Source organism: Polaribacter cellanae (genome assembly GCF_017569185.1).
Taxonomy (GTDB): Bacteria; Bacteroidota; Bacteroidia; order Flavobacteriales; family Flavobacteriaceae; genus Polaribacter; species Polaribacter cellanae.
The window spans coordinates 3,497,306-3,521,849 of the sequence record NZ_CP071869.1; the positions used below are offsets into that span (position 1 = coordinate 3,497,306).

Consider the following 24,544-nt stretch of genomic DNA (forward strand, 5'->3'; position numbering starts at 1 on the left):
TATGGAAGAACTAAACAAACATTTTATCAATAATAACAGAAGACATTTTTTAAAAAAGCTTGGTTTTGGAATTGGTGGTTTAGCAACAGCTTCCTTATTAAACCCTTTTGGAGCTTTTTCAGGAAAAGAACAATTAGATTCTTTAGGCTTGAACTTGCCTCATTTTGCCCCAAAAGCAAAACGTATTATCTATCTTTTTCAAAGTGGAGGTCCATCGCAATTAGAACTTTTCGATTATAAACCTTTATTGAATAAAATGAGAGGTAAAGATTTGCCAGAATCCGTTAGAAATGGACAACGTTTAACAGGCATGACTTCTGGGCAAGATAGTTTTCCATTAGTTGGAAGTAACTTTAAATTCAAACAACATGGAGAATCTCGGGCTTGGGTTAGCAATTTAATGCCTTATACAGCAAAAATTGTAGACGAACTTTGTTTCGTTAAATCGATGCATACAGAAGCAATCAATCACGATCCAGCAATAACATTTTTTCAAACAGGTTCGCAACAAGCAGGAAGACCAAGTATGGGGTCGTGGATGAGTTACGGATTGGGAAGTTTAAATGAAAATTTACCAGCATTTACGGTTTTATTATCCAGAGGAACAGGTCGTCCTTTTTCTCAACCTTTGTATTCGCGTTTATGGGGAAATGGTTTTTTAAGTTCGTTACATCAAGGAGTTCAATTTAGATCTGGAAAAGATCCTGTTTTATATCTAAAAGATCCAGAAGGAATGACACGTGGTGAGCGTAGAAAAATGTTGGATTACATTAGTGAATTGAATTATAAACAAGAACAAGAGTTTGGCGATCCAGAAATAAATAGTAGAATTGCGCAATATGAAATGGCATATCGCATGCAAACTTCTGTGCCATCAACTATGAATGTAGATGATGAGCCAGAGCATATCATTAAAATGTATGGAGCCGATTCTAAAACACCAGGAACGTATGCAGCGAATTGTTTGTTGGCAAGACGTTTGGCGGAAAAAGACGTTCGTTTTGTACAATTGTATCATATGGGATGGGACCAACATTTCGATTTACCTTCACAAATAGAAAAGCAAGCCAAAGATATCGATCAGGCAACAGCAGCTTTAATTTTAGATTTAAAACAAAGAGGATTATTAGAAGATACACTTGTGGTTTGGGGTGGCGAATTCGGACGAACAAATTACAGCCAAGGTACGCTAACAGACACTAATTATGGTAGAGATCATCATCCAAAATGCTTTACCATGTTTATGGCTGGTGGAGGTGTAAAGCCAGGTTTTACTTATGGAGAAACAGATGAGTTTGGTTACAATATTGTAAAAGACCCAATGCATGTACACGATTTACAAGCAACAATTATGAATCAAATGGGAATAGATCACACCAAGTTTACATACAAACACCAAGGAAGACGCTTCAGATTAACAGATGTTTCTGGGCACGTTATTAACGATATTTTAACCTAATTTATGAGTCGAAGAGCATTTTTAAAACAATCTTCCTGTGCTTCATTAGGCATTTTATTTGCGCCAATGTATAGCAATGCTTTGCATTCTAATAATGAAAAAGATGTTGTTATTGGGCACAATTCTCATCAATATAAAGTGAATATGAATTGGGGAAATTTAGATCCTCTAAAAACACCTGTAAAAGATTGTCATGAAATTGTGCAAGATTCTAAAGGGCGTATTGTTTTATTAACAAATCATACCAAAAACAATATTATTATTTATGATAAATCTGGAAAATTGCTCGAAACTTGGGGAACACAATATCCAGGAGGACATGGTTTGACTTTATGTAAAGAAAATGGCGAAGATTTTTTGTTGATTACAGATTATGAAAGACACCAAATTATAAAAACTACCATTAATGGTAAAGTCGTTTTTGAGGTCGATTATCCAGCAGAAACAAGAAAATATAAAAGCAAAGAAGAATTTAAACCTACAGAAACTACGGTTTTAGAAAATGGCGATTTTTATGTGGCAGATGGTTATGGAAATCAATATATAACACATTACAACCACAAAGGAGAATTACAAAATATCTTTGGAGGAAAAGGAACAGGCGATTCTCAATTTTTAAATGCACATGGAATTTGTTATGATAATAGAGATAAAAACAACCCTTCACTTTTAATTTCTGCAAGAGAAATGAATGTGTTAAAGAGGTTTAGTTTAGATGGAAAATATATATCATCAATCGAAGTTCCAGGCGCATTAATTTGCAGACCAGTAATTCATAAAAGTGATATTTATTTTGCAGTTTTAAAATCGAAAAAAGCACCCAATAGCGATTCTGGTTTTTTATTGATTATGGACGAAAATAACCAAGTTGTTTCTTGTCCTGGAGCAACTGCACCAACTTATAACAATAGCAATTTAGAAGAATTATATCAAACGATACGATTGTTTCAATATCCACATGATGTGTGTATAGATAATGATGAAAATATCTATGTAGCGCAATGGAATTCTGGGCAAACCTATCCCATAAAGCTAACAAGAGTATGAGGCTAAGAGTATTTGTATTTGTATTTATTTTAGCGTTATTGCTTTTAAATTGTAAAAAGAATAAAGAAACTTCCTTTTTACAAGAAAATCAGGTTCGTATTACGCAACCGAGATTAGTTGCAACCAATCAATTCATAGATTCTGTAGCAATACTTACTGCCAATTTAAAATTAGAAGGAGCCAAAATATATTATACAGATAATGGAGAGAACCCAACTGAAAAATCTACAGCATATACCAAGCCAATAAAAGTTTTTAAACCAGGTGTTTATAAATTTAAAGCCTATCACACAGATTGGAAACCAAGTAAAATTGTAGAAAAAGTATTTTACAAAAGAGGATTTCCAATTGAAAAAATCGTTTGGGATACAAAACCAAGTAAAAAATACAAAGGAGTTGGTTTATCAACCTTAAATAACAACCAAAAAGCAGGTATAGATTTTAAAGACGAACAATGGTTAGGGTTTGATACGATTGCAAAAGCAAGCTTGACTTTAAAAAATGTAACATTTGTAAAATCACTAAATATCGGGTATTTAAAAGACCCAGGATCTTGGATTTTTCCTCCTGAAAGGATTAAAGTTGAAACCTCGAAAGATGGTATTCATTTTAAAAATAAAACGATTGAAATTCAACCTTTAGAAAAAGTATCGTCAATTTCTATAGAATATGCAGATATTGAAATAAATGAAGACATTAAGTTTTTACGAGTAGAAGTGAGAAATACAGCTTCAATTCCAGATTGGCATGAAGGAAAAGGTACAAAAGGTTGGCTTTTTATGGATGAATGGATTTTAAAATAAGCGCTTATTAGATGAGATTTTTAAGTACAAAAAATATTTTGGTTTTTACATTAATACTAACGGTTGTAATTGTTAGTATTATTGAATCTTCAAGATTTGTTTTGTTTTTAGGAAGATTTCATCCATTAATTTTACACTTGCCAATTGGCGCATTAATTTTAACGCTATTTATTGATATTGTTGGAAGAATAAACAATAATTATCCAAAACAAACAGTACAATATGCACTTGGGTTTTCGGCCTTTTTTGCAGTTTTAGCATGTTATTTAGGCTATTTTTTATCTTTTGAAGGCGGTTATGACAAAGATACTTTAGATACACATTTATGGTTAGGAGTTGTTTCAGCAATTTTAATTATTGGTCTTTTTCTATTCAGTAAAGTTGAAAATAAAAAATCTTCAAGACTTTTTTTTCCAGCTTTTATTATCACATTTATAGTGATAAGTTTTGCGGGACATTATGGAAGTGTATTAACACACGGAAGCGATTTTTTAACGCAATATGCAAAGGCTCCTCCAAAAGCAAAGGTTATAAAAGAGATTGATAGCTTAGATATTTATGAAGATGTTGTTTTTAAAATATTGGACGAAAAATGTATTCAATGCCATAACCCCACAAAAAGAAAAGGTGAATTGGCTTTAAATTCATCAGAAAATATTTTAAAAGGAGGCAAAAACGGCTCTGTTATCGAAAAAGGAAATGCGAGCAATAGTTTAATTTACACGAGCTTGTTTTTACCAATTTCAGATAAAAAACATATGCCACCAGAAGGAAAACCCCAATTGACAAAAGAGGAAGTGAGGCTTGTAGAATACTGGATAAATAATCAAGCGTATTTTAATGAAAAAATAGCGAACTTACCTAAAAATGATACTTTAAATAAAATGCTTACAAAGTATCTTGTTTTTGAGAAAGTTAAAATTAAAGAAGCTTCTGTAAGCACTATTAATGAAGCTAAAGAAGTCGGTTTTTCAGTGTTAAAATTAGTGCCAAATCAGCCAGAACTTAGTGTTAAGTTTCAAAAAGAGAAAATTACAATAGATGCTTTAAAAACATTAAATAACCTTAGAGAACAAATTATTGAGTTAGATTTAAGTAATACTTTTTTGACAGATGCTATGGTTTCAGATTTAAAGGAGTTTAAGAATCTTCAGAAATTATCTTTAAATAATACAAAAATTACAAATAAATCGTTGGCGAATTTTCACAATTCAAAAAGACTTAAAGTATTAAATTTATACAACACAAAAATAACAAATAAAGGCTTAGATGTTTTTTTAAAACACGTAGTTCCAGAAGATATTTACATTTGGGAAACTGATGTAGAAAAAGACTTTATCGCTAAATTAGAATTCGAATATAAAACAGACTTACATGCAGGTGTCGCAGACGGATTTGTGGAAATTACCAAACTAGAATCTCCAACATTTCTTACTGATAAAAACCTTTTTGTAAACACGCTTACTGTTAAATTAGCTTCTAAAATTAAAAATGTAAAAACATATTATACGCTTGATGGTTCCGAACCAGATTCCACTTCTTTAAAATATACCGATAAAATAGTTTTAAAAAACGCTGCACATTTAAAATTAAGAGGATTTAAAAAAGGCTGGTTGCCGAGCGATATCGTTGAAAAAGAATTTTTTAAGATAAAACATAAAGTTGAAAATTATCAATTGGTAAGTCCGCCAGACGCCAGGTATCCAGGAAGCTCAAAACTATTCGATTTAAAACAAGAAGACAAATCTTTTAAAGATGGAGGCTGGGCAGGTTTTATAGGAGATAATATAGATGTTACCATTGATATAGGAACCATAAAAGAGATAGATAAAATTTCTGTAAATTGCTTAGAAAATACGGTTAATTGGATATTTTTCCCCAAAAAAGTAACTGTATATTCTTCAGTAAATAAAAATATAGGATTTAAAAAAATAGGAGAATTAAAAATTAACAGAAAAGGAAAACATGGAGAGGGTACAATTGTAAAAATGTACGATGTTAACATACCAAACACGAAAACACAATTTATAAGAGTCGTTGTAGAAAATTACGAAACACTTCCAAAATGGCATGAAGGTGCTGGTAAAAACGCCTGGCTTTTTGTAGATGAAATTTTAATACATTAAATATATTGGCATGAAAAAAAAGATAATAATACTATTTGTATGTTGTTTTGTAAGCAGTTTAAGTATTGCTCAAAAAAAGGAATTAAGTAAAGAAAAACGTTTAGAATGGTTTAAAGATGCGAAGTTGGGTATTTTTATTCATTGGGGAATATACAGCGTTAATGGAATTGACGAATCTTGGTCGTTTTACAATAACTACCTTTCGTATTCAAACTACATGAAACAATTAAATGGCTTTACTGCAAAAAAATACAATCCAGAACGTTGGGCAAAATTAATTAAAGAAAGTGGTGCAAAATATACAGTAATTACAGCAAAACATCATGATGGAGTTGCATTATGGGATACAAAATTTAGCGACTTAAATGTCGTAGACAAAACTCCAGCAAAAAGAGATGTGCTTACGCCGTTTGTAAATGCTGTTCGTAAAGAAAATTTAAAATTAGGAATCTATTATTCTTTGTTAGATTGGTCTAATCCAGATTATCCGAACTTTACAAGAAAAGAAAAACGTTATTTAGAAGATGCAAAAAAATGGAAAGCTTTTACCAAATTTAATTTCGGACAAATAAAAGAGTTAACAAAATATAATCCAGATTTATATTGGTTCGATGGCGATTGGGAACAATCTGCAGAAAAATGGAAAGCCAAAGAAATTCGTGAACTATTATTAGACAAAACACCTACAACAATTATTAATTCTCGATTACAAGGTTATGGAGATTATGCAACGCCAGAGCAAGGTGTGCCAATTACAAAACCCGACAATCCTTACTGGGAATTATGTTTAACGATGAATAATTCTTGGGGCTTTCAACCCAATGATAAAAATTATAAAACATCAAATCAATTGATTCGTATTTTGGTCGACTGTATAAGTATGGGGGGTAATTTGTTGTTAGATATTGGTCCAAAACCAAATGGAACCATTCCTAAAGAACAAGTAGCTATTTTAAAAGATTTAGGAAGATGGACTAAAAAACACGAATCTGCCATTTATGGAACACGAGCAGGAATTCCTTTTGGGCATTTTAATGGTTATACAGCTTTATCTAAAGACAGTACAATCTTGTATTTATATGTTGATAATAAACCAAATGGACCTTTATTAATTAAAGGTTTAAAAAATAAAGTAAACAGAGCTTGGGTCGTTGGAAATGGCACAAAATTAAAAACAAAAGTTGTTGGAAAGCAATATTGGAGTCAGGTTCCAGGATTGTTGTATATCGATTTGCCTGAGCATGTACAAGATAAAGATGTAACAGTAATTGCAGTTTTATTAGACGGAAAAGTAGATTTATATAGAGAAAAAGGGCAAGTAATAGAAAGCAATTAAATTTCCTTCATAAAATTCGGTAACACTTTAATAAGAAAGAATTTCTCCAAAAAAATAAATTAAGAACAGATGAAAAAAAGTAGACAAAGAGCATTAAAATTAATTATAGCGTTCGTTTTAATGCAAAATGGTTTAATGGCTCAGGCTATTTATGAAGATGAGAGATATGTTCCAGAAACAGATCCCTTAGTTTTAGAAAAATTAGATCAATGGCAAGATAAAAAGTTTGGTTTGTTAATGCATTGGGGAACTTATAGCCAATGGGGAATTGTGGAGTCTTGGTCTCTTTGCCCCGAAGATTATGGGTGGTGTGAGAGAAAAAAAGGAGAGAATCCTAAAAATTATTTCGAATATAAAAAAGAATACGAAGGTTTAAAAAAAACCTTCAACCCTGTAAAATTCGATCCAGAGAAATGGGCAAAAGCAGCGAAATATGCAGGAATGAAATACATGGTTTTTACAACAAAACATCATGATGGGTTTTCGATGTTCGACTCTAAATATACAGATTATAAAGTAACAGATTCAGAATGTGCGTTTAGTACGAACCCAAAAGCAAACATTGCAAAAGAAATTTTTAATGCTTTTAGAAACGAAGATATGTGGATTGGGGCTTATTTCTCTAAACCAGATTGGAACAACGAAAATTATTGGGATCCCTATTTTCCACCATTAGGAAGAAATGTAAATTACGACCCTGCTGTATATCCAGAAAAATGGCAAAAATTTGTAGATTTTACACACAACCAAATTTTAGAATTATTAACCGATTATGGTAGCGTAGATATTTTATGGTTAGATGGTGGTTGGGTAAGCAAAAACTCTCAAAAAGAATTAGATCATTTTTATAAAGATAAGCAAAGAGAAAGTTCGACAGGGTTTATCAAGAGTACAATGATTAGTCAAGACATTAAAATGGACGAACTAGTGGCAAAAGCTAGAAAAAAACAGCCAGGTTTAATTGTGGTTGATAGAGCCGTTCATGGGAAAAATCAAAACTATTTAACGCCAGAAAATAGAATTCCAGAAAAAACATTGCCTTATCCTTGGGAATCTTGTATTATTTCTGGAGGAGGATGGTCTTACACACCAGACGCAAAATATATGAGTGGTAGAAAAGGAATTCACACACTTGTAGATGTTGTTGCAAAAGGCGGAAACTTATTGTTAAATGTGGCACCAAGCCCAGAAGGAGAATGGCAACAAGGAGCATACGATTTATTACAAGAATTTGGCGATTGGATGCATGTAAATAATACTGCAATTTATGGAACAAAACCAATTGAGCCCTTTAAAGAGAACAATATTTGTATGACTCAAAACAAAGATGGAAATGTGTTTTTGTTTTATTTAGCAGAAGAAGGAGAAGATAGAATGCCATCCGAAATCGTAGTTAAATCTATCAATCCTAAAAAAGGAACAAAAATTAGTATGTTAGGTTCTAATAAAAAATTGAAGTGGGTACAACAAAAAGAAGGATTCAAAATTATGATTCCAAGATCTTTAAGAAAAAAACCAACGTCAAAATATGCTTGGACATTTAAAATTGAAGAAATAAATCGATAAAATTTAAAATGAAAAAATTCTGTTTTCCAAAAGAAAATCATCTTAAAAATCAAGTAAACTACTGCTGTTTTATCTTAATAGCAGTAGTTTTTATGGTGAATAATAGTTACGCTCAACAACCAGTAGATTATGTAAATCCGTTTATTGGAACTTCCAATTATGGGGCAACAAATCCTGGAGCCATTGCACCAAGAGGCATGGTTAGTGTGTCGCCTTTTAATGTTGCTGGTGCTCCTAATTTACCACACGAAAAAGATAGTAGATGGCTTTCGAACCCTTATGTTTATGAGAATACTTTTTTAACAGGTTTTTCTCATGTGAATTTAAGTGGTGTTGGTTGCCCAGATTTAGGCGTTATTTTAACAATGCCAACCACAGGAAAATTGGAAACAGATTATTTAAAATACGGATCTACATATTCAAATGAAGTTGCAAAAGCTGGCTATTACAGTAACACAATTGATAAATACAATATAAAAGTTGAATCTACAGCTTCTATAAGAACAGGAATTTCTAAATATCATTTTCCACAAGGTCAGTCGAATATATTAATCAATTTGGGTGTTGGTTTAACAAATGAAGAAGGAGGGATGCTAAAAATTGTTTCGGATACTGAAGTTGAAGGCATTCGAAATGTAGGTTCTTTTTGTTACTATAAACCAGAAGAATCGTATCCAGTTTATTTTGTAGCCAAATTTAGCAAACCTGCAGATGAAACTGGAGTTTGGAAAAAACCTAAAAAACAAAATGGTTTAGAAGGACAATGGATGGGCTATAATGGAAAAACACGTTTGTATAAAAACTACAAAAAAGAAGTTCTTGGAGACAGTATTGGAAGTTATTTTACCTATCACTTTAAAAAACCGACAACAGTAGAAGTTAAAATTGGTGTGTCTTATATTAGTATAGCAAATGCCAGAGAAAATTTAAAAAAGGAAACTCAGAATTTTTCTTTTGATGAAATTAATAAAAGCACAAACGCTCAATGGAATAATTTGTTATCAAAAATTGAAGTAGAAGGAGGAACAAAAGACGATAAAACTATTTTTTACACGGCTTTGTATCATACTTTAATTCATCCGAATACCTTAAACGATTACAATGGAGAGTACCCAAGTATGACAAAAAGGGAAACAAAAACCACTAAAGGTAAACGATTTACAGTATTTTCTCTTTGGGATACCTATAGAAGTTTACATTCTTTAATGTCTTTAATTTATCCGAAACAACAATCGGATATGGTAAAAAGCATGTTAAATATATATGATGAAAGTGGTTGGTTACCAAAATGGGAATTAAATGCTACAGAAACCACAACTATGGTTGGCGATCCTGCAGGAATTATTTTAGCAGATACCTATTTACGAGGAATTAAAGATTTCGATGTTAAAAAAGCGTACGAAGCCATGCGAAAAAGTGCGACTCAATTAGAAAATAATCCACTTCGTCCAGGAATTAAAGATTATTTACAAAAAGGATATTTAACGACAACTACCACCAAAAGTGGTTCGGTTTCCACAACCCAAGAATATAATATTACTGACTTTGCAATTGCGCAATTAGCTAAAGAATTAGGAAAAACAGACGATTATAAAGTGTTCTCAAAACGCTCCACATCTTATCGAAATTTGTTTGATAAGGAGTTTAATTTATTAAGACCAAAAAACTATGATGGTTCTTGGTTTACACCATTCAACCCAAATACTGGAGCAAATTTTGAAAAGAATTTAGGATTTATTGAAGGAAATTCTTGGCAATATACTTTTATGGTTTCACACGATGTTAAAGAGTTGATGAGACTTATGGGAGGTAAAAAATCGTTCGTAAAACAATTGGACAAGGTTTTCGACAACAAACAATTCGATATGGCGAACGAACCAGATATTATTTATCCGTATTTGTATAATTATGCCAAAGGATACGAATGGAAAACACAAGACCGAGTTTCATCATTAATTAAAGAATACTTTACCAATAAACCAGCAGGTTTACCAGGAAACGACGATACAGGAACCATGTCTGCATGGTTAATTTATAGCATGATGGGTATTTACCCAAGTTCGCCAGCAGAACCATTATATGCAATTACGAGCCCTGTTTTCGACAAAGTTACCATTCATTTAGATAATCGTTATTATAAAAACGATACGTTAGTAATTACTTCAAATGCCTCAGAAAATAAAAATAATAAGAAGCATATACAAAGTATTTATATGAATGGGAAAAAATATAGAAGTTACTTTATTTCTCACGATAAATTAGTAAACGGGAAAACTTTAAAAATTATATTAAAATAATATACTTTTCAATTTAAAAAGTTATAAAATATGAAGCGTAGAAATTTTATACAAAATACTTCTTTGTTTTTAGCAGAAACAACATTGGTTTCTCAAAATATCTTCAAGAGTCAAAAGGAATTTATAAGTTAAAGCCCCAAATTAGCAGACGGAAAATTTATTGTTGAAAATTGATTGGAAATCTCAAGTCGAAAAGTTACATTTATTAATTTAAGGCGGGTTTTCAAACAGAACCTCAATTATATCATTTAAAATACGATATTAAAGAGTAAAATAATTTAGCATCTAAATATCCACAAAAAAGCAAAAATAATAAGAGAAAAATTATTAAGTATAAAAAAACAAGTATAAAAATTTAAATTAGTAGCCTAACTTTTAAGATTAGTATACAAAAATCACAGGTATTGAAAATATACAAAGTACATAAAGTCGAAAATAAAGAAGTAATTCTTTCAGGAAAAGGAAATCATTCTATTTGGGAAAAAGCAAATAGCTTAACCGATTTTTCTTCTCCTTGGCAAGAAGAACTAATAAAAAAAATAGAATTTAAAGCCGTTCATAATTCAGAAAAAATCTTTTTTCAGTTTAAAGTTGATGATGATTGTGTTTATATTCATCCTTCAAAAGATAAAAACGATAGCATTAATAATTCCGACAGAGTAGAGTTGTTTTTTAGAAGCGATGCATCACTAAATCCTTACTATTGTTTAGAAATAGATCCATTAAGTAGAATTATGGATTTTAAAGCAAAACCAAACAAAGATTTCGATTTTAATTGGAACTGGCCCTTAGAAGAGATTGAAGTAAAATCAACGATTGAAACTAATTATTTTATTGTAGAAATTGCAATTACCTTTCAATCTTTAAAAGATTTAAACCTTTTAAAAGATGGAAAAATAGAAACAGGTATTTACAGAGCAAAGTACAACGAACAAGAAGATAACTCGTTTAAACCAACTTGGATTCCTTGGATAGATCCAAAAACAGAAACACCAAATTTTCATACACCTTCTTCTTTTGGAGCCTTAATTCTTGAAAATTAGTATAATAAACGTGAGCCCGATTTAAGAAACAATATAGAATTTTGTTTTAATAAATTGATCTGTAGATATTTATTTTTTATGTCATTGTCAACGATAAGAGAAATTTCATAATTTATAACTACAATTTGTAAGATTCCTCTTCCTGTATCATTAGAATGATATTTATTTAAAAAAAAACTAAAAAACCTCTTAATTATCAAATAATTAAGAGGTTTTATTTTGTGGAGACGCCGAGAGGTAAACGATGCAATTTTACACTTTTGCAAAACCTTTATAAATATTGAGTATTATTGATAAAATCAATATTTATAAGGGTTTTTAATTACTTTTTGAGATTTAACTAAATTGAATACAATTTAATAATGTTGAGTAAATGTTGTGTAGATGTTGTGTAGATTTTTTAAAAGTGGTATTTTTGAGTGTTCAAAAGTTAGAAAATGGCAACGATTAAATTTATATTACAAAGTAAAAAAGAAAACGCCCCCATTTATCTGCGATTAACTTTAGGTAGAAATAAAGATATATTTCGTAAAACAGGATTGTTAATAAACCCAAAAGACTGGAGTACTAAAACTCGATTACCAAAGCAAAACTTTGCAGACAATAAAAACCTTTCAGAAAAATTAAAAGATTTAGATACTTTTATTACTAAAAAATTAAATAGGGTTAATGATTTAGAGATTATAAACGGTGACTGGTTGCAAAATTGTATTGATACTTTTTTCAATAGAATTAAAAAAGACAATCAAGAGTTACATTATTTAGTTCCTTATGGCGAAAACTTTATATCAAATTTAGATTATAAGATAACTCAAAAAGGTAAAAAAGGAGTTTCAAAATCTACACAGAAGAAATACCGAACTATTGTAAATAAACTCATTGAGTTTGAAAAGCACCGTAAAAAAAGAATATTACTTAAAGATGTTGATTTACATTTCAGAACCGAATTAATTAAGTTCTTTTCTGATAGTGGTCGTTTGAGTGATAATACAATAGGGCGTTATCTAAAGTTTGTAAAAAGTATTTGTTTAGATGCTCAAAAAAACGGAATTGAAACCAATCCACAATTAAACCACTTCAAAGGATTTACGGTTAAAGTACCTAAAATCACATTATCATTTGACGAGTTAGAACAAATAAAAAAGACTACTTACAATAACCCAAACCACGAAATAACAAAGGACTGGTTGATTATTGGTTGTTATACTGGGCAAAGAGTATCAGACTTATTGCGTATGAATAGTAGTTTTATTCAAAGGTTAGAATCATTTGAGTTTATTGTATTAGAGCAAATCAAAACCGAAAAACTGGTACAAATACCTATACACCAAGAAGTAAAAAAGATATTAGATAAACGCAATGGCGAGTTTCCGCCAGTATTTGCAAAGAATATAGACAGTAACAAGACATTGTTTAATAGATACTTAAAACAAGTATGTAAAATAGCAGAAATAGACGAGGTAGTACAGGGTAATGCTTACGACTCCAAACGTAAAAGAACCATTGAGGGCGAATATGAAAAATACAAGTTTGTTAGTTCGCATATCTGTCGTAGAAGTTTCGCTACTAATTTTTATGGAGACCCTAAATACTCAATACCTCTACTAATGAATATAACGGCACATAGTACCGAAAAAATGTTTTTAGAGTATATTGGTAAAAAGCCGTTAGATTATGGTTTGCAGTTGGCTCAAATTTGGGCAAACGAAGCATTGAAAGAACAACACAAAGAAAAACCACAATTAGAAGTAATTAAAAACGTAGCAACCCAATAAAATGAGTGAACTAATTCCAAATAATCAATCCGATTTTATTCTTTACACTACACCAAATGTTAAAGTTAATTTAAAAGTATTATTACTAAATGATACTATTTGGCTATCGCAGAAAAGTCTTGCAGAATTGTTTGATGTTACACCACAAAATATAACCACCCACTTAAAGAACATTTTTGAAAGTAAGGAACTTGATGAGGTTTCAACTTGTAAAGAAATTTTACAAGTTCAAAAAGAGGGAAACAGAAATGTACAAAGACAAGTTAGATTTTACAATTTAGATGCCATTATCTCGGTTGGCTATCGTGTAAATTCCATACAAGCAACCCAGTTTAGAATATGGGCTACCCAAACCCTAAAAGAGTATATTATAAAAGGGTTCGTAATGGATGACGATAGATTGAAACAAGGCGATGCGGTTTTTGGCAAAGATTACTTTAAAGAACTTTTAGAGCGTGTTAGGTCTATACGTGCAAGTGAACGTAGAATTTACCAACAAGTAACCGATATTTTTAGAGAATGTACCATAGATTATAATCCAAATTCGGAAATTACAAAGAACTTTTATGCTATGGTACAAAACAAATTTCATTTTGCTATTACAGGAAAAACCGCAGCCGAAATAGTGTATTTAAAAGCAGGCAGTAAAAAAGAAAATATGGGTTTAACCACCTGGAAAAATGCACCTGACGGTAGAATACTAAAATCCGATACTAAAATAGCAAAGAACTATCTGCAAGAAAAAGAAATTAAACAGCTGGAGCGTACCGTAACAGGGTATTTTGATTATATCGAAAACCTTATCGAGCGTAGAAACACCTTTACTATGGAGCAACTGGCAGAAAGTGTAAATAAGTTTTTAACCTTTAATGAGTACAAAGTATTACCACATTTAAGGAAAGTATCACACGCCAAAGCAGTAAATAAAGCAAGTAAGGAATACGACCAGTTTAATAAAACGCAAAAAATAGTATCGGACTTTGATAAGCAAATAAAACTATTAAAAGGAAATAAAAAAAAGTAGGGTGTTATCAAAATTGAAAAACCTTAACACGTTTGCAGAAATATGTAAACAAAATAGAAAAAGTTTAATACGTGGAAAGAAAACGCAATTTTGTGTAAATGTTTAAAAGGGCAAGATTGGGGTAAGGACAAAACGACTATTTAAAAATAGAAAACCAATAGAACTATGGAAGTAATAACTTTTTTATTACACGATAAAGGCAAGTTCACTAAACTAAAAAGTTTTTTCGATTTAAGTATTAGCAATACTGGTGGTATTGCCTACATTGATAGTGAAACCAAAGAGTCAATTCCTTCAGAAGTACATAAATTATTTATAGTGTCAAAAAATGGAAATTTCAGAGATGTTGCCTATGGTTATTCAAGAAAACATAATTTAAAGTTATTAGAGGGTTATCCTGATTGTAAAAAATGGATAGTTGAGGTTAGGGATTATTCCTTTAAAGAGAAAATAGAAATTAAATATAAGCAATTTAAAAACAAAGTGTTTTTAGAAAGATTTGTTTTGTCAAAAGAATTTAAAAATTGTGATGTGTTTGGTTTAGAGTTTTTTGTGAGAAAGAAGTCGAAAAAATATTGGAAATTTGAAAAAGAAACAGATAATTACATCTTAGGTAGAATAGATAGGTTAAAAGTTATTAGTAACTAAAATAAGGCAACGCAAAAAATGGAATGTCTAGTTTTGTTGGTACGAATTTATGTGATTAAATTACATTTGTATTATGGGAAAAATAATTTATGACCAGGAACTTAAAAAGACCATTGTTTCATTATTAGAATTAGGTAAATCTGTTTCAGAACTATCTACAGAATATTCTGTTAGTTTAGCGTCAATTAATAGGTGGCGAAAAGCGTTTTCAAAAGAAAAAAACGGGAGTTCACCTAAAAGGGATTTAGAATCAACATTAAAGATAAAAGCATTAGAAAAAGCTTTAAAAGAGACAACACTAGAAAGAGATATATTAAAAAAGGTAGTAAGCATCTTTTCTAAGAGCGACAGGTAAGGTATCATTTTATAAAAATATATAGATATATAGAAATGAATTTCCTGTTGAAAAGATGTGTAGCTGTATGCGAGTTAGTAAAAACGCTTATTACACTTGGCTTAGAACAAAGGGGGGTAAAAAAGCTAAAGCTATCATTAATCCATTTAAAAATGAGAATAAAAGAACTTTTTAATCAAAACAAACAAGTTTATGGTAGTTTGCGTATTCAAAAAGCGTTTCAAAAAGAAGGCCTTTTTTATTCTATATCCTATGTTTCTATTTTAATAAGAGAACTTGGTTTAAAGAGTGTTTTAAGTAAGAAATTTAAAGTTATTACTACTGATTCTAACCACCATTTTCCAATAGCAGGCAATGTATTAAATAGAAACTTTAAAAGCCTACAGATTGGTGGAAAATGGGTGTTAGACATTACCTATATAAAAATAAATGACCAATGGAACTACGTAACAACTATTCTTGATTTAGCAGACAGAAAAATAGTATCATGGATTTTAAGTGATGATATAACCACAGAAAATACTGTTTATAAAGCTTGGATATTAGCTAGAAAGTAGAGAAATATTACCAATAATCATATTTTTCATTCTGATATAGGTGTACAGTATGCTTCAAATAAAATGATAAACGCATTAAGGAAAAATACTAAAATTACACAAAGCATGAGTAGAAAGGGTAATTGTTGGGATAATGCAGTAGCAAAAAGCTTCTTTAAAACTTTAAAATATGAATGTACTAACAGGTATAAATTTAAATCCTATTTACATGCCTATCAGACAATTGAAGAATATATTAATTGGTATAATATTGAGAGAATACACTCTGCTTTAGGGTATAAATCACCAGCAGAATTTGAATTAAATCTAAAAATTAAAAACAATCAAAAAGTAGCATAAAAAATAGTACCAAATTTATTAGGGAGTCCATAACTTTACTTACACACTTATTGGGATACTACCTAAAATTAGCATAATTTAAAATGCACAACGGGTTAATATAATAATTATTGACTATAAATTACCCTTATTTGACTAAAATCCCCCCCTTATAAATAATAAGATATTAAATATTTGTAAAAAAATATGTCTTTAAGATATAATAAAGTATAGGTTTTTATATTTTATTTTTATAAATCTAACATTTTTAGACATAAACTCACTCTTTTTCCTATTTAAATATAATAGGAAAAAATCATTAGAACTAACCCAGCAAATGAAGAGTAATATAAAAAAAACAACAAACTATGTTATTTGGTTCGCACCATATATATTAGTTTTATTGATATTAATTGTATTTCTACCAACCTTTTTTAATAAATTCCAAACAGGATGGGATGATACTTGGCAGGTCTTAGAAAACCCTTTTGTAATAGATGCCTCTTTTGAAAACATCCAATATCATTTTACAGATTTTTATCACGGGCAGTACTCTCCTATAAATACCTTAGTATATATTGCAGTTTATGAACTGTTCGGTTTTAATGCGATAGCATTCCATACTACATTTCTTTTGTTTCATATTTTTAATGTGTTATTAGTATTTTATATTTTAAAAGATATTATTAAAAAAGTAAAAACAAAATTTAGTAAAAAGCGCATTCACTTATATGCTCTATTTATTGCTTTAATTTTTGCGATACACCCTATGCAAGTTGAATCTGTAGCATGGGTAAGTGCTTCAAAAGTTATAATGTATAGTTTCTACTTGCTTCTTACATTGTATAGTTATATTCGCTATATCCGTAACAAAAAATTTATTTGGTTAGCGATTATAGCTCTATTATATGCTTTAAGTTTTGGATCAAAAGAACAAGCTATTATTTTACCACTCAATCTATTGTTATTCGATTATGTATATGGGCGTTTTAAATATTTGAAACTAAATATTAGCATACTAAAAGAAAGAGTATTATTAGAGAAACTACCTTTTCTTGTAATGACACTTGGCTTTTGGTATTTTTCTTCATTATATAATTTAGGAAATATTATTGTAGATAATTCATTTCCTTTACATCAACGCATAGCTATGGGAGCCTATAGCTTTATGGAGTATATTTTTAGAAGTATAGCACCTGTGAAATTATACTTTTTCCACTCTTTCCCTATAGTGAAAGGGGAAACATTACCTTTATTTTATTGGGGATATTTAATATTGGTATTTATTACGGGTTCTTTTGTGTGGAGTCAATACAAAAGAAAAAATACGTTGGTAATTTTTGGTTTTTTATTCTTTCTTATTAATTTGTTATTGGTACTACATATTCTTCCTTTTCCCCGATCTTATATTACTGCAGATAGGTTTATGTATTTAAGTATCATTGGTATGGCCTTAATTATGGTCTGGTTCTTAGATAATCTTCTTATTAAATATAAAGCTTATAAAAAACAAATAGCTATGGCATTACTACTCTATATATTGTTTTTAGGAGTGCATACATTTAATAGAACCAAAGTATGGAAAGACACCGTAACTATGAAAAAAAATGTAAATGAATTAATTGAAAAGAGAAAGGCATTAAGAAAAACAGATTCACTTTTAATAAAAAAAAATGATGAATAATTTTTTAATATCTATAATTGTTCCCTGTTATAACGAGGCAGAAAATATTTTTCTGCTAATTAGTAAAATAGAAAAAACATTAGCCGAATACAAATATGAAATTGTTTTGGTAAATGATGGTAGTACTGATAATACGGCACAAATTATTGCATTAGTTTCTCAAAAAAACAAAAATATAAAGTACATCTATTTTTCAAGAAATTTTGGACATCAAGCAGCTATTAAGGCGGGTATAGATTATGCAAAAGGAGATTGTCTGGTAACTATGGATGCCGACTTACAGCATCCACCAGAAACAATTTTAAAAATGATTTCTTTATGGAAAAAAGGGTTTGAAGTAATTACAGCAACCAGAAAAAAAAATGCAAAAATATCGTTTCTAAAAAAATGGTTTTCAAAAAGTTTTTATTGGTTTTTATCAACTTTATCAGATCAAGAAGTTATCGTTAATGCTGCAGATTTCAGGTTATTTGATAAGAAAATAGCCACTTTTATTCGGAACATGCCGGAAACACATTTATATCTACGAGGTCTATTTTCATGGATAGGTTTTAAACAAACCACTGTAGATTACAATCAAGAAAAACGTATCCACGGTAGCACTAAGTATTCGTATAAAAAAATGATATCTCTCGCAAGTAATGGAATTACAAGTTCTAGTATAAAGCCTTTACGAATAGCACTTTCTATTGGAATTGTATTCGCAATTTTAGCATTTGCTTATGGAATATATGCTATTGTAATTATGTTTTTAGGTTTAACGGTTTCTGGTTGGACTTCCATAATAGCAACTATATTATTTCTATCGGGGATACAATTAATGGTACTAGGGGTTATGGGCGAATATATAGGTAAAATCTATATAGAAAATAAACAGCGCCCACATTATTTAATAAGCCAAACTAATATTAAAATAGAAAATAAAACAAAAGAAAGAATCACTAATAAGCAAGAAAGGAGGGCGGTAGTGTTTTAGTTAAATAAAGTATTAATAAAAAAACTTGTATTTGCTTTAACTAATTAATGGAAATATAAGGTGTTTAGTATATAATAAATATAGTATACGATAAACGATTATAAAAAAATCGACTTAATGTAATACACCCTAGATTCAAATGCTAGTGCAAGTTTTTGATAGGATTTTCCTACGGGTTTTACCCCGTTAGGAAAAGTCCAAAAAAAGTCAAAGATTTGTGATATGAACTACAAACAATTAACTCTCGAACAAAGGTACTCAATAGAATTACTGCTTAAGGCAAAAATTAGTAAAAAAGAGATTATTAAATCACTTTGTATTAATGAAAGTATTTTTATAGAGAATTGAAAAGGAACTCAAAACCTAGGACTTATAGTGCTAAACACGTACAAAAATTAGCTGATGAGCGTAAAAAAGAAGGTCATTATAAGACTATTTTTTCAACGGAAATGAAAAAAAATAATCAAAGAAAAAATGATTAAATTTCAATGGTCTCCAGAACAGATAGTTGGTTGGTGTAAACTTAAAATAATACAGATGGCCTCTCACGAGCGAATTTACCAATAATATGTTTGGCAAGATAAAAAACAAGGAGGATTGCTTTATAAAGAACTAGGAACAGGTCAAAAAAATATAAAAAAGGTATGGAAGTAAATCCAATAGAGGACAAATACCCGATAAAATGTCCATAGAAAAACGTCCAAAAATTGTAGAACTCAAAGAAAGAGTAGGTAATTTAGAATCTGATTTAATTATTGGAAAAGACCATAAAGGAGCTTTATTAACCATTGTAGATCGCTATTCTAGTTTTTTATGGATTGAAAATGTGACAGGAAGAAAAGCAGATATGATTACAAAAATGACTATAAACACTTTAGCACCACATAAAGAATGGGTTCGAACAATTTTAACAATGATAATGGTAAAGAGTTTGCAGGACATAAGAGAATAGCAGAAAAATTAAATTGTGATGTCTATTTTGCTCACCCCTATAGTTCTTGGGAACGTGAACTTAACGAGTTATACGAACAAACTTATCAGACAATATTTTCCAAAAAATAAACACTTGGATAATGTCAAACAAAACGATATTTCTGAAACGATACAAAAACTCAATAATAGACCAAGAACAAAGTTAGGATACAGAACCCCTAAAGAGGTTTTTTATCAATTTATTAACCAAAATCTAAAACTTGCACTTGGTACTTGAATCTACGAAATTAATAGAATAGTTATTGTAAATAATACTAATAAAATTTAACACCATTAAAATGAAGCTATTAAAATTATCTTATTTTTTAAAAAAGTCACTATTGTTTACGTGCCTTTTAGTAATTTTATTTTCATGTAAAAAAGAGCAGGTAAAGATAAAAGAGGATTCCATAGAAAAAAAACAATATTTCCCAGATAAAAATGAAGTAGATGTAATGATTTTAAAGTATGGAAATTTTAAAAAAGAAATTGTAAGTAATGGGAAATTAGTTGCTTTACAAAAAAACATTTTAAAGTTTGACGTAAGTGAAAATTTAAAAAAGCTATTTGTTAAAAATGGAGATTACGTAAAAAAAGGACAAACCTTAGCGATATTAAAAAATTTCACTTACGAACAAGCTTATACAAAAGCAAAAATAAATATAAAAAAAACAGAGCTAGAGTTACAAGATAAGCTGGTAGGTCGTGGTTACGAAACTTTTAATAAAGATAGTATACCAAATGAAGAATATGAAATGCTCGCCATACGTTCTGGCTATAAAGATGCTTTACATGAATTAAAAAATGCGGAGTTTAGGTTAAAAGCCACCAAACTTATAGCACCTTTTAATGGTAAAATAGCGACGATTAAAAGTAAACAGCATGAGCAAATTAATGCTGGCACAGAAATAATGACCATAATAAACGACGCTGTTTTTGAAGTAGAATTTTATCTTATAGAATCAGAAGTTTCAGAAGTTGCAGTTAACGGTCAAATACAAATTGAGCCTTTTGCACTAAATAAAACCTATCAAGGACAAATAGTAACCATCAATCCACAAGTAGAAAAAGATGGCACTATATTGATTAAGGCAAAAGTAAAAAATGACGGTAGTTTATTGGAAGGCATGAATGTGAAGGTGTTTATTCAAAAAGACATTCCTAATCAATTTGTAGTTCCTAAATCATCGGTTGTATTACGTCAGAATCAAGAAGTTTTATTTACTGTAAATTCAGGAAAAACCTATTGGACCTATGTACAAACTACCAATGAGAATAGCAAACAATATTCCGTAATTCCGAACCCAGATAAAAGCAGCGCATCACTAAAACCAGGAGACACTATTGTAGTTTCTGGTAATTTAAATTTAGCACATGATACAGAAGTTAGTATCAAATCATTTAAAACTAATGATTAGTAAATACTAATATTTTTATTAAATAAAAAGATTCATGGTAAAATTCCTAATCAAAAAACCAATAGCCGTTTTAATGACCGCTTTAGCTGTAATTATTTTAGGATTATATGCTTTTGGTTTTATTCCTGTTTCTTTAATGCCTAATATAGATATTCCTGAAATTACGGTACAAGTATCCGCAGAAAACATGTCTGCAAGGCAACTAGAAGATGCTGTAGTAAAACCACTTCGCAGAAACCTAATGCAACTTAGTCATTTAAAAGATTTAACTAGCGAGACCAGTAGCGAAACCGGTATAATACGCCTGCGTTTTAATCACGGAACTAAAATAAATTATTCTTTTATAGAAGTAAACGAAAAGATTGACCGCGCCATGGGGAATTTCCCTAAAACAATGAAACGGCCAAAAGTAATTAAAGCTAGCGCCACTGATATTCCTGTCTTTTATTTAAATATGACTTTAAAAAAAGATAGAAACATTAAAGATTCCAATAAAAAATTATATCCCGTATCTCAAGATTTTGTCGATTTTAATCGTTTTTCGAATCAGGTAATCCGTAAACGCATCGAACAGGTAAATGAAGTCGCTATGGTAGATATAAGTGGTTTGGTAACACCAGAAATACTAATAATTCCTGATTATAATAAAATAACTTCTATAGGTATTAGCTTAGATGAATTAGAGTCGAATATAAAAAAATACGACATAAACATAGGTAGTCTGCTTATTAAAGATAGTCAGTATCAATACGATGTTCGTTTAGGAAATACTTTAAAGAATATTCAAGAAATAAGAGATATTTATATTCATAAAAATAATCGCGTATATCAATTAAAAGATCTTGCTAAAATTATTGAACATCCACAGAAAAGAACTGGCTTGGTATTGTCTAACGGTAAAGAAGCTGTTACGATGGCAATTATAAAGCAAAGTGATGCTCGAATGGGAGATTTAAAAGATGCATTGAATAATCTTTTAGGCTATTTTGAAAAAGATTACCCAAATATTGACTTTAAAATTACAAGAGATCAAACTAAATTATTAGACTACGCCATAAAAAATCTGTTTCAAAGTTTACTTTGGGGTATGTTATTAGCTTTTGGAATTATGTTTTTATTTTTAAAAAATGTAAAATCTCCATTATTAATTGGTGTTACAATTCCAACTTCTATCATCATTTGTTTGTTGTTTTTTCAACTATTTGAAATTTCTATCAATATTATTTCTTTATCAGGCCTGGTTTTAGGTATTGGGCTTATGATTGATAACTCAATTATTGTTATTGATAATATTACACAGTATAGAGAAAAGGGTTTTAAGTTAAATCATGCATGTGTTAAAGGAACAAATGAAGTGATAAAACCTTTGTTAAGTTCTGCGCTAACTACTTGTGCAGTATTTTTACCATTAGTATTTTTAAGTGGTATTAGCGGTGCATTATTTTACGACCAAGCTATGGCAATTAGTATAGGTTTATTTGCATCCTTTTTTGTCTCAATAACTTTATTACCTGTATTATATCGATTATTTCATTTTAAAGACAGTCATAAGCCAGGACGAATAACTCAATTTTTAATTAAAACAAATACCTTAGATTATGCAAACTTATATGAAAAAGGCTTTCGCTGGGTAATGCGAAAGCAAAAAATTTCATGGAGTATTTGTCTCTTACTATTAATTTTTGGTTTTGTTTTATTTACAATGCTACCAAAAACACAAATGCCTCATTTTACAAAAACTGAAGTTTTGTTAAAAATCGATTGGAATGAACAAATTCATGTTGAGGAAAATAAAAAACGTATTCTAAAATTGTTAAAACCCATAAAAGAAAAATTAGTAAATCAAACAGCTTTAGTAGGTAAACAACAATTTATATTAGATAAAGGTACCGAAGCTAAAGCGTCTGAAACCGTATTATATTTACAATGTAAAAACCCTGAAAAATTAGAAGAAATTAAAAATAGATTACAAAAAGATATTCAAAAAGAATATCCAATTGCTTTATATAATTATAAAGATGTAGATAATATTTTCAACCTTATCTTTTCTGAAGATGAACCAACTCTAACAGCAAGAATAAGAAATGTAGAGAATTTAGGAAGTAGTCAAAACAATGAACTTAAAAAAGTATGGCATCAAATACAAGGAGATTTAGTTAATTTAGAATTAAAACCTATTGTTTGGCAAGATTATATGGCCTTAGTAGTGGATCAAGAAAAATTAATGACTTATGGAGTAAATACTAATACAATATATAATACTTTAAAAAGTGCCTTTAACGAACGAGAAATTTTATCAATTGTAGATAATCAGAATTTTGTTCCTGTTATTTTAGGAGGAGAAAACAAAAGAATCAATGCTGTTTTAAACGAAACCACAGTAACAGCTCGTAATAATGCAGTGTTTCATATTAAAGATTTTATAAAAGTTGTTTCTGGAAAAGATTTAAAAACTATTCGTGGAGGGACAGAAGGCGAATATTATCCATTAGATTTTAAACTTAACAATAACCAAGTAGAAAACACAATAAAATCTATTAGGAATATTGTTCATAAAAACCAGTGGTATGATGTAAGTTTTACAGGAAGTTACTTTACTAATCAAGAATTAATTAGCGAGCTAAAAATAGTATTATTTATTTCTTTATTACTGCTATATTTTATTTTAGCTTCCCAATTTGAATCCTTTACCACCCCATTAATTATTCTATTAGAAGTTCCTTTAGATTTAGTAGGAGCGTTTTTATTTTTAAAGTTATTTGGCATGAGTATTAACCTAATGTCAATGATTGGTATTGTAGTTATGAGTGGTATTATTATAAACGATTCTATTTTAAAAGTGGATACAATTATACAGCTGCAACGTCAAGGTTATTCTTTAATAAAAGCTTTGTTAATTGCTGGTCAACGTCGTTTAAAACCTATTTTAATGACAAGTTTAACTACAATATTAGCACTTGTACCTTTATTATTTTCAAGTGGTTTAGGAACGGAATTGCAAGCGCCTCTGGCAATTGCTCTAATTGGTGGAATGCTCTTAGGAACTTTAGTAAGCCTATATTTTATTCCGCTATGTTATTATTATCTTTCAAAATTGAAGTATCATGTTAAAAACTAAATTTATACTCATACTATTTATT

15 protein-coding genes and 2 pseudogenes are annotated in these 24,544 nt (G+C 29.8%); all 17 read left to right on the plus strand.

Going from position 1 to position 24,544, the window contains the following annotated elements; all coding sequences use genetic code 11:
* The first annotated feature begins 1 nt into the window (after position 1).
* The 17 genes and pseudogenes from J3359_RS15590 (at position 2) to J3359_RS15670 (ending at position 24,522) form a co-directional block, all read left to right on the plus strand.
* Positions 2–1,459 (plus strand): DUF1501 domain-containing protein, encoded by a 1,458-nt coding sequence (locus tag J3359_RS15590; RefSeq protein ID WP_208077925.1) that lies wholly within the window; start codon positions 2–4, stop codon positions 1,457–1,459.
* 3 nt (positions 1,460–1,462) lie between these two features.
* Positions 1,463–2,506: an NHL repeat-containing protein gene (locus J3359_RS15595; protein WP_208077926.1), complete on the plus strand. Its 1,044-nt coding sequence runs from the start codon at positions 1,463–1,465 to the stop codon at positions 2,504–2,506.
* Positions 2,503–3,309: a chitobiase/beta-hexosaminidase C-terminal domain-containing protein gene (locus tag J3359_RS15600; protein WP_208077927.1), complete on the plus strand. Its 807-nt coding sequence runs from the start codon at positions 2,503–2,505 to the stop codon at positions 3,307–3,309. Before J3359_RS15595 ends, J3359_RS15600 begins: the two co-directional genes overlap by 4 nt.
* A gap of 11 nt (positions 3,310–3,320) precedes the next feature.
* Positions 3,321–5,435 carry an FN3 associated domain-containing protein gene (locus tag J3359_RS15605; RefSeq protein ID WP_208077928.1) on the plus strand — a complete coding sequence of 705 codons (2,115 nt, stop codon included), beginning with the start codon at positions 3,321–3,323 and terminating at the stop codon, positions 5,433–5,435.
* Positions 5,436–5,445: 10 nt separating this feature from the next.
* A complete protein-coding gene (locus tag J3359_RS15610) occupies positions 5,446–6,771 on the plus strand; it encodes an alpha-L-fucosidase (protein ID WP_208077929.1) in 1,326 nt (441 codons plus the stop codon).
* A 69-nt stretch (positions 6,772–6,840) separates the two neighbouring features.
* Positions 6,841–8,337 (plus strand): alpha-L-fucosidase, encoded by a 1,497-nt coding sequence (locus tag J3359_RS15615; protein WP_243765943.1) that lies wholly within the window; start codon positions 6,841–6,843, stop codon positions 8,335–8,337.
* Positions 8,338–8,429: 92 nt separating this feature from the next.
* Complete coding sequence (locus J3359_RS15620; RefSeq protein ID WP_243766027.1) at positions 8,430–10,634, plus strand: GH92 family glycosyl hydrolase; 2,205 nt, start codon at positions 8,430–8,432, stop codon at positions 10,632–10,634.
* A 404-nt stretch (positions 10,635–11,038) separates the two neighbouring features.
* Positions 11,039–11,677 (plus strand): carbohydrate-binding family 9-like protein, encoded by a 639-nt coding sequence (locus J3359_RS15625; RefSeq protein ID WP_208077931.1) that lies wholly within the window; start codon positions 11,039–11,041, stop codon positions 11,675–11,677.
* A 437-nt stretch (positions 11,678–12,114) separates the two neighbouring features.
* Positions 12,115–13,452: a phage integrase SAM-like domain-containing protein gene (locus J3359_RS15630; RefSeq protein ID WP_208077932.1), complete on the plus strand. Its 1,338-nt coding sequence runs from the start codon at positions 12,115–12,117 to the stop codon at positions 13,450–13,452.
* Between the two features lies 1 nt (position 13,453).
* Positions 13,454–14,476, plus strand: a complete 1,023-nt coding sequence (locus J3359_RS15635) for a virulence RhuM family protein (protein WP_208077934.1) — start codon at positions 13,454–13,456, stop codon at positions 14,474–14,476.
* Between the two features lie 165 nt (positions 14,477–14,641).
* Entirely contained in the window at positions 14,642–15,124 is a 483-nt protein-coding gene (locus J3359_RS15640; protein WP_208077936.1) for a hypothetical protein, read from the plus strand.
* A 73-nt stretch (positions 15,125–15,197) separates the two neighbouring features.
* Positions 15,198–16,375, plus strand: a pseudogene (locus J3359_RS15645) (IS3 family transposase).
* Positions 16,376–16,691: 316 nt separating this feature from the next.
* Positions 16,692–18,038, plus strand: a complete 1,347-nt coding sequence (locus J3359_RS15650) for a hypothetical protein (protein WP_208077938.1) — start codon at positions 16,692–16,694, stop codon at positions 18,036–18,038.
* Positions 18,028–19,014 carry a glycosyltransferase family 2 protein gene (locus tag J3359_RS15655; protein WP_208077940.1) on the plus strand — a complete coding sequence of 329 codons (987 nt, stop codon included), beginning with the start codon at positions 18,028–18,030 and terminating at the stop codon, positions 19,012–19,014. The genes J3359_RS15650 and J3359_RS15655 overlap by 11 nt, the downstream gene beginning before the upstream one ends.
* 222 nt (positions 19,015–19,236) lie before the next feature.
* Positions 19,237–20,224 (plus strand): annotated as a pseudogene (locus J3359_RS18590) (IS30 family transposase).
* Between the two features lie 61 nt (positions 20,225–20,285).
* Positions 20,286–21,404 (plus strand): efflux RND transporter periplasmic adaptor subunit, encoded by a 1,119-nt coding sequence (locus J3359_RS15665; RefSeq protein ID WP_208077944.1) that lies wholly within the window; start codon positions 20,286–20,288, stop codon positions 21,402–21,404.
* A gap of 34 nt (positions 21,405–21,438) precedes the next feature.
* Positions 21,439–24,522, plus strand: coding sequence for an efflux RND transporter permease subunit (locus J3359_RS15670; RefSeq protein ID WP_208077945.1), 3,084 nt, complete (start codon positions 21,439–21,441; stop codon positions 24,520–24,522).
* The last annotated feature ends 22 nt before the right edge of the window (positions 24,523–24,544 follow it).